Source organism: Agrobacterium leguminum (genome assembly GCF_015704895.1).
In the GTDB taxonomy this organism is placed as follows: Bacteria; Pseudomonadota; Alphaproteobacteria; order Rhizobiales; family Rhizobiaceae; genus Agrobacterium; species Agrobacterium leguminum.
Genome location: NZ_JADQWB010000016.1, coordinates 110,694 through 121,472 on the forward strand (window position 1 = coordinate 110,694; position 10,779 = coordinate 121,472).

7 protein-coding genes and 2 pseudogenes are annotated in these 10,779 nt (G+C 56.9%); 4 read left to right on the forward strand and 5 right to left on the reverse strand.

The features are described from left to right. Window positions 1-293: 293 nt before the first annotated feature. Window positions 294-1,397: a nucleotidyltransferase family protein gene (locus I3J13_RS20115; protein ID WP_196379965.1), complete on the forward strand. Its 1,104-nt coding sequence runs from the start codon at window positions 294-296 to the stop codon at window positions 1,395-1,397. Between the two features lie 189 nt (window positions 1,398-1,586). On the opposite strand, the pseudogene I3J13_RS20120 reads toward I3J13_RS20115, so the two are convergent. Continuing rightward, a pseudogene (locus I3J13_RS20120) lies at window positions 1,587-2,839 on the reverse strand (hypothetical protein); the annotation flags it as partial. Window positions 2,840-3,069: 230 nt separating this feature from the next. Here I3J13_RS20120 and I3J13_RS25805 point away from each other — a divergent pair. Continuing rightward, window positions 3,070-3,233 (forward strand): annotated as a pseudogene (locus I3J13_RS25805) (Fic family protein); the annotation flags it as partial. 31 nt (window positions 3,234-3,264) lie between these two features. On the opposite strand, the gene I3J13_RS20125 reads toward I3J13_RS25805, so the two are convergent. Beyond that, window positions 3,265-4,394 (reverse strand): IS3 family transposase gene (locus I3J13_RS20125; protein ID WP_196379966.1). Its coding sequence is split into 2 segments (ribosomal slippage): window positions 3,265-4,151 and window positions 4,151-4,394, totalling 1,131 coding nucleotides; the frame shifts between segments, so codons are not numbered across the junction. Between the two features lie 268 nt (window positions 4,395-4,662). Between I3J13_RS20125 and mctS the strand changes: the two genes are divergently transcribed. After that, window positions 4,663-6,060 (forward strand): two-component system sensor histidine kinase MctS, encoded by a 1,398-nt coding sequence (mctS, locus tag I3J13_RS20130; protein WP_196379967.1) that lies wholly within the window; start codon window positions 4,663-4,665, stop codon window positions 6,058-6,060. Next, window positions 6,057-6,689, forward strand: a complete 633-nt coding sequence (gene mctR / locus I3J13_RS20135; RefSeq protein WP_059761235.1) for a two-component system response regulator MctR — start codon at window positions 6,057-6,059, stop codon at window positions 6,687-6,689. Before mctS ends, mctR begins: the two co-directional genes overlap by 4 nt. A gap of 62 nt (window positions 6,690-6,751) precedes the next feature. On the opposite strand, the gene I3J13_RS20140 is transcribed toward mctR, so the two are convergent. The 3 genes from I3J13_RS20140 to I3J13_RS20150 form a co-directional block, all read right to left on the reverse strand. Next, window positions 6,752-7,864 carry a TRAP transporter substrate-binding protein gene (locus I3J13_RS20140; protein WP_196379968.1) on the reverse strand — a complete coding sequence of 371 codons (1,113 nt, stop codon included), beginning with the start codon at window positions 7,862-7,864 and terminating at the stop codon, window positions 6,752-6,754. A 68-nt stretch (window positions 7,865-7,932) separates the two neighbouring features. After that, on the reverse strand, window positions 7,933-9,441 hold the full coding sequence (locus I3J13_RS20145) for a TRAP transporter large permease subunit (RefSeq protein WP_181424064.1): 1,509 nt from the start codon (window positions 9,439-9,441) through the stop codon (window positions 7,933-7,935). Between the two features lie 15 nt (window positions 9,442-9,456). After that, the gene (locus tag I3J13_RS20150; RefSeq protein ID WP_080820225.1) at window positions 9,457-10,005 is read right to left on the reverse strand and encodes a TRAP transporter small permease subunit; all 549 of its coding nucleotides are present in this window, start codon (window positions 10,003-10,005) and stop codon (window positions 9,457-9,459) included. Window positions 10,006-10,779: the final 774 nt, after the last annotated feature.

A 10,779-nucleotide genomic window follows, 5' to 3' on the forward strand; every position in this document is an offset into this window, starting at 1 on the left:
AGCTAGGCATGGAGGCCGCGCGCCTTCATATCTGCCGTGAAGTGCGCGTGGCGGGGAAATAGTAGGGGTGATGGGTTCTTTTCCTTCAATTGCAAAAAAATATTTGTATTTCGACGTTGACGGTTCCTTTGAGGTGACGCGGAATTTCCAATTGTTTCAGATCGCTTTTGCCTCGTAGGATTAATGATTTTGGCCGTTGAAAATTTCGGGTCCCTGAGTCGCATTTCGGTGGGCTGGCTTGCGCAAACCGATCGACTATACTAGATTTGAGGAAATGTTATAGGGCGCCTCAAATGAAGCAGATCGACCTCATGTTCCGGACGATGGTCGCGGAGTTGCAGCAACGGACTTTTGATGCGCAATGGTCAGCCGATTTTCCGCCCACTGGTCGCTTTGTCTCGGTCAAGGTCGATAGCCGCTCATACTGGTATTTCGACCAACCGGACGGCAATGGTGGTCAAAAGCGGCGCTATGTCGGCCCTACTGATGATAATGAAATCACAACCCGGGTTGAAGCCTTCAGGGGTGAGAAGGATGATTACCAGAACCGGCGAAAGATAGTGGCGGCGCTGACACGCGAAGCGGGTCTAATTGCTCCGGATCGCTTCACAGGCACAGTTGTTGAGGCATTGGCATCAGCCGGTTTATTCCGGCTCCGTGGTGTCCTCGTCGGCACAGTCGCTTTCCAATGTTATGCGGCCCATCTCGGTATCCGGCTGCCTATGGCTGCGATCCTGACAGGTGACGCGGACCTGGCACAAGATTACGCGATATCAAGCGAGGTCGAGGATTCGATTCCACCGATTGTCGCTCTCCTTCAATCCATCGATCCGTCATTCCGGGCCGTCCCTCATGTTTCCGGTTCACCTCGCTCTAATGCTTTCCGCAACTCGAGCGGTTATCGAGTAGAGTTCCTGACGACAAACCGGGGATCGGAAGATTACGCGGATCAACCGGCGCAAATGCCGGCTCTGGGCGGCGCGTCTGCCGAACCTCTCCGATACATGGATTTCCTTATACGCGATCCGGTGCGAACGATCTTGCTGCATGGTGCCGGTGTTTCGGTCGTGGTGCCCGATCCGTCACGGTTCGCCGTCCATAAACTGATCGTGGCCGGCCGGCGTCAAGATGATGCTGGAGGGAGGGCAAAGAAGGAAAAGGACTTGCGTCAGGCCGGAACGCTATTTGAGGCATTGCAGGAAACCGGAGCTGGCCGAGATCTGGCAGATGCTCTTCACGAAGCGTGGGGCAGAGGTCCATCTTGGAGGAGCGCAATCACAACGGGCGTTGATGCCGTCCAGAGGCAATATCAAGCGGCGGTCCATCGCACGTTCGGCATTCTACCGGCCGATGAAATAGAAAAGTCCCGAGTCCTGTTGCGGGAAAACAACCATTAGTGAGAAGGGCGACATCCAATTTAATAAAGGAAATCAATTGGATCTGGATTGGTCTGCCAGGTGCTTGGGTTCGATATGGTTCAAGGCGAAACGAAGAGGTCGGCTCGGACGGAGACTGTCATCACAATCCGAGCCGAGTATCTCATTCGATCTTACGCAGCTTCCCAAACCTGGTTGAGGATTTTGGCAGCTAAGCGGTACGCCGAAACCTCTTACTGCGCTATTTGGCGAGGAAGCTAGTGCGCCGAACATCAACCCGAGATGTTCTATCTTCTGAGAGGCCGTTTCCTCGCCCCAGACGCCATTCCGTTGAAAGCCAATGGCAGTCAGGGTCGAGGTTTTGAAACGGATAAGGTCTGCCATTTCCATTGCAAGCCTTGGCGGCGCATCGATAACCCCGGAGAGCAAATCCGGATCATCGTTTTCTATCATTGGATTCTGATTGGCGCCGACTGCAGATGCCAAGGACCGGGGTGATATGGAACTTCCGCCATAAGTGACACCGGGAAAGCGAATGGCATAACGTTGCTTGCTGGCTGCTGCCTGATATCGGCGATACTCTGTCGATCCGGAAATGATCACCCGGCGCACCCAATGGCGAATCTCCTCGCGCTTGGTAAAGGGCAGGCTACTGAAGTCATCTGGCAGATGCACTGAAATCCTGCGCCGCTCAGCCGGGCTGATATCGCCGAGATCATGACCATAAAGCGAGCGCGCCTGGTGCGGCAGCTTGTCCTTAAAATATCCTGCAACCGATAGCGCCGCTCAATGCGGCGCAGGATATTAAAGCTGGCAACGGAGCGGGACACGCGCTCCCCCTGCATCCAGGATAGCAGCGTCTTGTTATCAAATGTCTCATCCAGATGAACAACGGCGCGGTGGAGTTGCCAATATGTGTCGCCGAACCGACGCATATGGTAGACCAATGCGTCCTGAAAGCTCGCCGGATCTTCTGTCGCTTCAAATAGTGCTTCTGGGAAAGGGCTTATCGGTTTTGGTGCAGGGCCGCGCGATGTTGACGCAGACCCGACAAAGGTACCGTCGGTCTCCGAGCGTTGCGGCTGTCGGGCGGAGCGTGCGGAAGCTGCCTTCCTGGCGGGCGCCATTTTGCCCGAGCTAACTGTCGGTTTTGGCGGTCGTCGTTCTTCGGCCACTGGTGGTGCGCCGAGCCAGCGGATGATTGCATCCAGGCCTGGCCGGAGCTGCTTTTTCAGTTCTGCCATCAACTCGGCTTCGATCCCGCAGGCCTGACTGATCATCGTCCAGTCGATATGGCCATTTAGAAGCGGGGGCGATTTCCGATAGATGATTAAGCTGACCAGGTAGGGCCGGATGTTCTCCGGCACCCGCCTGGATGTGATCGGCGCGATACGCAGTTCGCAGAACTGGGATATTTTTCGCTGAAAATGACGTGATGAAAGGTCGTGTTTGATCATGCTCATTCCGTTTCTCTCGACACCAGTGCCGAGGGCGAGCGGGAATATGAGGCGAGCTTTAACAAAGGATGTATCAGGCTGTCACTTTAACGGCGCCAAATCATCGTATTAGGCGCCTGTGCCGCCTGGACCAAAGCTCAGGAGTTCAATGTCGGCGCGTTAATTAAGCGCGCTTATCTACGTCGGTCGCTTAATTAAATGAAATGCGTCTTGCTTAAATAAGGGGCGCGGCTGATATTGGGAAAAATTGCCTGGGTTGTTTCGTCGAGACGGTCGCTGCCAGTGAAACAGTGCGGGCGTTCGTCCCCCACCATTGCCGCCCGAGCCGGCGATTGATGTGCTTTCATTGCTAGAGCGCCTCAGCTTGGCTGAGCGAGCGCTAGGACGCCTGGATGGTATGAATAGCCCCGAGTTTCGTAGACACCCTCAGGTTAGGTTTTCTGCTGCTTTTCGAACTCGACGGGCGACAGCATCCCGTTTCTGACATGTTTGCGCTTCGGGTTGTAGAACATCTCGATGTAGTCGAACACGTCCTGCCTGGCTTCGTCTCTTGAGCGATAGACCTTTCGGCGTATCCGCTCCCGCTTCAACAGATTGAAGAAACTCTCAGCCACGGCATTGTCGTGGCAGTTGCCCCGTCGGCTCATCGAATGAACCAGATTGTGATGCTTCAGGAACGATGCCCAGTCCATACTGGTGAATTGCGATCCCTGATCCGAATGCACCAGAACCTTTTCCTTTGGCTTTCGCCTCCAGACAGCCATCAGCAACGCCTGCAACACGACATCCGTTGTCTGACGGCTCTGCATCGACCAGCCGATGACACGGCGGGAATAGAGATCGATGACGACAGCGAGATAGGCGAATCCTTCGTTGGTCCGGATGTAGGTGATATCAGTGACCCACGCCTTGTCCGGAGCAGCAACGTCAAATTGACGGTCCAGAGTGTTGTCGATGACAATGGAAGGCCTGCCGCCGTAAATTCCAGGACGGCGTTTGTAGCCGATCTGAGCCTTTATCCCGGCAATCCGTGTCAGACGGGCAACCCGGTTAGGGCAGCATGTCTCGCCCTGATCGAGCAGATCGTCATGAAGCTTGCGATATCCGTAGACCTTGCCGCTCTCTTCCCAAGCCGTCTGGAGCAGATCGATTTGTCGCTTGTCCTCGCAGGCACGCTTGCTCAACGGCATCCGAAGCCAGGCATGAAACCCGCTGGGATGGATGCGCAACAGGCGGCACATCATTCGCACCGAAAAGCGCTGTTGATGCTGGGCAACGAACGCGTACTTCACTTTGCATCCTTGGCGAAATACGCGGTCGCTTTTTTTAATATGTCGCGCTCCTCGGTGACCCGCGCCAGTTCCTTTTTGAGTTGCCTGATCTCTTCGGATTGGTCGCTGGCCTGATTGCCAGACGAAGAGGAAAACTTCTTCTTCCATTCGTAGAGCGAGTGCTGGCTGACACCCAACCGCTGCGAAACTTCCGCAACCGGATAGCCCCGTTCCGTGATCTGACGCACCGCGTCGCGCTTAAACTCTTCGCTGAAATTCGATTTGCTCATGATGCTCTTCTTGCCTCAAAATTAGGAAAGAAGGCGTCTACAAATCTTGGGGCTATTCACTTTATATTATTCGTTAATGCTCCGATATTTTCAGCCCCTCAAAGCGGTCACTCTCCTCGAAGTCGAGGATGCTCCGACTGCCCACTACGCCAAGGTTGAGTGGTCAATCTCAGGTCAACTCGCTCAGTATACGCTTTTACGCGCTCGACTTGACGTGCGAAGTGTTGTCAATTGAGGGTAAGTAAGAGCGAATGTGACGGAGGGCCACATGAGACTCAGGAACCAGATCCTTGCATTGGCCATCGGGCCTCTCGTTCTTGCGATTATCGTCATTACAGCGCTGATCACGTGGCAGTCCATGACGCTGGCGCGCACGAGCATCGATGCGTTCGAACGCAACATGCTCGCTGCAAAGGAGGCTGAACTCCTCAACCTCACCAATCTTGCCCTTTCGGCGATCCGCTCGGTCTATGACAGGGCAGGACCGGATGACGAGGCCGCGAAGGAAGAGGTCAAGCGCATCCTGACCGGTCTCGACTACGGCACTGACGGCTATTTCTTCGTCTATGACTATGACGGGCTGAACGTGGTCCATCCGCGACAGAATTTCCGTCCGGGGAACAACTGGCTGGATCTCCACGATCCCGATGGCAACCGGGTGATCTACGATCTGATCGTCGAGGCGAAAAAGGGGGGAGGGCTGGTCCAGTACAAGTGGGAAAAGCCTTCCACCAAAAAAATGGCCGACAAGCTTTCCTTTGCGGCCGGCCTCGACAAATGGCGCTGGATGATCGGTACCGGCGTTTACCTCGACGACGTTTTTGCGACGACGGCGGCGGCGAAGGAGGAGCTGCGGCATTCAATCACCTGGAACTTCCTGATCGTCGCCCTGTTTGCGGTTCCCGCCGTATTGCTGGTGTTTGCCACCTGCATGCTGCTCAATCTGCGCCAGCAGCGGCTGGCGGATGGCCGACTCAAGGAATTGATGCAAAGGATCATCGATACCCAGGAGGAGGAGCGTCTGCGCATTGCCCGGGAGTTGCATGACGGCATTTCCCAAAATCTCGTCGGCGTGCGTTTTGCGATCGATCTCGCGCGGCGCAAGGTCACGCCGGATAATGTCGGCGCTGTCGAGGCAATCGGCAAAGGCGCCATTGCGCTGAACGAAGCGATCAAGGAAGTCCGCCGCATCTCGCATGATCTTCGCCCGCGCGTCCTCGACGATCTGGGGCTGACGGCAGCTCTGGAATCCCTCATCTCGAGTTTTTCCGAACGCACGGGAATTGCGGCGACGCTTGAATCCGTGGCCTTCAAGCATATGCTTGTCCCGGAGGCACGCGTTGCGCTTTACCGTGTCGCACAGGAGGCGCTGACCAATATCGAGCGCCATGCCGGCGCGACGCAGGTCGCCATCCGGTTTTCCAGCCGCGATGAACGGGTCCAGATGGATGTCAGCGACAATGGCCGCGGCTTTCCGGCCGTTCGGACAGAGAACGGGATGCCGGCAAGCAAGGGGCTCGGTTTGAGAAACATGCAGGAACGCATGACGCATTTCGGGGGCAGGCTGGATGTCGAAAGCTCCGCCAGGGGAACCGTTCTGCGGGCGGTGCTGCCCATCACCGCCATGAAGGATCGCAATAGCGGCTTACAGGAGGCCGCGGAGTGACCGTTCATCCGATCCGTGTGTTGTTGATCGACAACCATCCTCTGGTTCTGGATGGGTTGAGGGCCGTCCTCGAGACTTACGAGCATCTCGCAGTCGTTGGAACCGCGGTGTCCGCCATGGCCGGTATCGACGCGGCTGTCGCCACGCGGCCCGATGTGGTGCTGATGGATATCAACATGCCGCAGATCAATGGCATCGATGCCCTGGAGCTGTTCAAGGAAAAGCAGCTTTCCGCCCGGGTGCTGATGCTGTCGATGCATGACAGCCGGGAATATATATCGACCTCGGTCATGTATGGTGCGGCGGGTTACATTCTGAAGGATGTGGCGACCGAAGAAATAGTCGCCGCAATCGAAACCGTGGCTGCCGGCGGCACCTATTTTTCCTCTGGCGTTCGCGATGTGCTGATGGAGGGGTCTTCCGGCAGGCTGAAGGCGCTGACGACACGCGAGCAGGAAGTACTGCTGCTGATCGCGCGCGGAAAGAGCAATCGCGATGCTGCCCTGGCGCTCGACATCGCCGAGCGCACGATGGAAACCCACCGCAAGAATATCAAGAGGAAACTGGACATAGCGACGACTGCCGGTCTCATCCGCTATGCGATCGATAACGGGCTTATCAAAGAATAGCCGCTAAGGGTTGAGGCCCCGGAATGTCGCCATCCAGGGGCCTCGGTAAAGTCTATGTCGGCTTATTTGCCGGCCGTCTGCATGGCATAGCCGTAGCTGTCATAGGTATATTCGGCGACGCGGAACCATTCGAAGCTCTCGTCGCGGAACTTTTTCCAGCCCGGATAGATCTTGGCCCATGCGGGATGCTTCTGCGTGTACTCGTCATAAAGCTCGAAGGTCGCCTTGTAGGCGGCGTCGAGCACGTCGCGGGGCAGCGGGCGAAGCTGCGTGCCCTTGGAAACCAGCGAGCGGATCGCATCCTTGTTCTTGACGTCGTACAGCGCCTGCATGTTGATGTTGGCGGCCTTGCAGGCGGCGTCGAGCGCTGCCTTGTATTCATCAGGCAGTGCTGCATATTGGTCCTTGTTGACGAAGAAGTGGATCGTCAGCCCACCTTCCCAGAACGCGGGATAATAGTAATAAGGCGCGATCTGGTAGAAGCCGAGCTTTTCGTCGTCATAGGGGCCGACCCATTCCGCGGCATCTATGGTGCCCCGTTCCAGCGCCGGATAAATGTCGCCGCCCGGAAGTTGCTGCGGCACCGCGCCAAGCTTGGCGAGCACCTGTCCGGCGACGCCGGCAATACGCATCTTGAGGCCCTTGATATCCTCGAGGCTCTTGATCTCCTTGCGATACCAGCCGCCCATCTGGGCGCCCGTCGCTCCACCGGGAATGCCGATGACGCCGTAGTCGGAAAGGAATTCGTTGTAAGCCTCGTTGCCGCCGCCATGATAGAGCCAAGCGTTCTGCTGGCGGGCGTTCAGGCCGAAGGGGATGGTCGAACCGATGGCGAATGTCGGATCTTTCCCGGTGAAATAATAGCCGCAGGTATGGGAAATCTCGACGGTATTGGCTTTTACGGCGTCGATGGCCTGGGCGCCGGGAACGATTTCACCGGCCTGGAAGACCTGGATTTCGAACTTTCCGCCTGTAATCGCCTTCAATGCATTGGCCATGACGACGGCGCCGCCATAGATCGTGTCCAGATTGTTCGGGAAGCCGGACGTGAGACGCCAGCGAACGGTTGGCAAAGACTGGGCTATGGCGGGTGTCGCAAGTGCCGAAGCAGCCGCAGCAGCCCCTGCAAGTACGCCGCCCGACAAGAGTTGTCTGCGACCTGGGTTGACCTTCATAGATTACCTCCTCCTATTGAACGTCAGCGATTTTTGTTGCGGCGGGCGCTTTTGCGCCCGGCCGATTGTCATGGGGTGGCAGGCTTTCCGAAGCTCGGTGCGCTGTTGCCAGGTGCCGAGAAAGGATTGGCGAAGGGATCGGCGTCCGTTCCCGCACTCGGCATGGGAACGTTGATATGGACGGACGAAGGATCCGCCACCTTGGCGCCTGACTTGTAGTGCATCACGATGCCGGGGAAGGCGATGATGATGACGACCATGGTCAGCTGGATGAACAGATAGGGAATGGCGCCCAGGTAGATCTGGGACGAGGTGACCGGCTGGATCGTCTGTCCCGTGATCCGGTCCTTGTAGGCGCGCGTCGGTGCGACGGACCGCAGGAAGAACAGCGAAAAACCGAAGGGCGGGTGCATGAACGACGTCTGCATGTTGACCGCCAGCATCACGCCAAACCAGATCAGGTCGATGCCAAGCGCATCGGCGACCGGCGCCAGCAGCGGGATGATGATGAAGGCCAGCTCGAAATAATCGAGGAAGAAGGCCAGGAAAAAGACCAGCAGGTTGGCGACGATCAGGAAGCCGATCTCGCCGCCCGGAATCGATGTCATCAGATGCTCGACCCAGACGTGGCCGTTCACGCCATAGAAGGTCAGGGAAAAGACGCGCGCGCCGAGCAGGATGAGCAGCACGAAGGACGACAGCTTTGCCGTGGCATGCAGCGACTGCTGGATCAGGCCGAAATTGAGCTTGCGGTTGGCAAGCGCAAGGGCGAGCGCCCCGACGGCACCCATGGCCCCGCCTTCCGTGGGAGTGGCGATCCCGAGGAAGATCGTGCCGAGCACGAGGAATATCAATACGAGCGGCGGCACCAGCGAGGTGATGACCTTGAGCAGCAGCTTGGTGCCGCGCAGGGTCCGCGCCTCCAGCGGCAGGGCTGGGACTTTCGTGGGGCTGATGATCGAGGTCACGATGATATAAAGCGCATAGGCCGCCACGAGCATGAGACCCGGAACGAGCGCGCCCTTGTACATGTCGCCCACCGAACGGCCGAGCTGGTCGGCCAGCACGATCAACACGAGGCTGGGCGGGATGATCTGCGCCAGCGTGCCGGAAGCCGCGATCGTGCCGGCGGCGACCTTGCGGTCATAACCATAGCGCAACATGATAGGAAGCGAGATGAGGCCCATCGAGATAACCGAGGCGGCGACGACGCCGGTGGTGGCGGCCAGAATTGCCCCGACGAAGATCACGGCAAACGCGATGCCGCCACGAACCGGTCCAAACAGCTGGCCGATCGTGTCCAGCAAATCCTCCGCCATGCCGCTCTTTTCAAGAATGAGCCCCATGAAGGTGAAGAACGGTATCGCCAGCAGCGTTTCGTTCGACATCTGGCCGAATATGCGATCGGGAATGGCCTGGAACAGCGTCGCCGGCAGCAGGCCGAGTTCGATCCCGATGAAGCCGAAGAAAAAGCCGACAAAGGCTAGCGCGAAGGCCACGGGATAACCGAGCAACAGCACGATGATGAGCGCCGCAAACATGATGGGCGCGAGATTTTCCGCAATGAATGCCATTATTGTTTTTTCCTTCGATCAGAGCATTGCCGCCGCGGCGTCAGCCTCGGCAACCGGATCGGGGATATCGCCGCGCAGGATCGCGACACGCTTGATGAGTTCCGAAACGCCCTGAATGGCGAGGAGGCTGAAGCCAATCGGTATCAGCGCCCAGACGGGCCATTGAATGAGGCCGCCCGTGTTGTTTGAAACCTCACCGGAAGCGAGCTTCTGCAGAAACACCGGCCAGGAGAGATAGACCGTGATGAGGCAGAAGGGCATGAGAAAGAAAATGGTCCCGAGAATGTCGACCCACAGCTGCCCTTTGCGCGGAAGATTTCCGTAGACCAGATCGACCTTCACATGCTCGTTGTTAAGAAGTGTGTAGGCGGCGGCGATCAGAAACACGGCGGAAAACAAATACCACTGCGATTCAAGCCAGGCGTTGGAGCTCATCGAAAACGCCTTGCGCATGGCGGCATTGATGGCGCTGATGAAAATAGCTGCGAGAAGCAGCCAGGAAATGCCTTTGCCAATGGCTGAATTGGCGGCATCGATGGCGCGCGAAACGGCCAGCAGAAACTTCATGATATCCTCCCCGAAAGCGGCCGCGTACTCCTCAATACATATGCTGCCGCTATAGTTCGCACGATATCAATCGCGGCTTCGCGCTCAAGGGCCGCGGAAGGCGGATTTCTCCAGGCATACCGGGAACTGGGTATGCGGGGTAACTTCAGGGGGGATGGCGCGGAATAACGAAATGAAGGAGCGCGTTTGGGCATGCCATACTCCGTCGTGCTAGCCACCAACCCGGAGGGCAAGCGGTAAAATTCCAGCCAGCTGATCCACTTTGAAGGGTCCAGATCAAACTCTCTAAGCTGGAGCCACCTTCCTTTTGGTTCCCCTCTATGATTCTGCTTGCCTAGCGTTGGTTCACCTTGATGCGTCGTTGCTTCGGCTTGTCGGGAATCTCACGCGTCGCATGCTTCACTTTAATGCGGTCCGCTTTTTTTGAGTGACGACATATCCAGCAATGCATCAAGGTTCTTAGACGGAACGTCGATGTGTCAATCGGCTTGGAATGTTGACCCTTATGGATGACCAATGCGTCCTGGAAGCTCTCCGGATCTTCTGTCGCTTCAAATAGTGCTTCCGGGAAAGGGCTTATTGGTTTTGGGGCAGGGCCGCGACTCGCCTTCACAATCGAGAAGAGCTGCAAGGCCTACTATTCCGAGCTAGCATTACTTTGGCAGATTCGGGCAAGGCTGGTTTGAGATGATCTGTGCTCTCTTCGTTGGGGGCGCGATATGGCAGATTGGGATACGGAGCTTTCGGCATTTTTACAGCCATTTCTGGACAAGC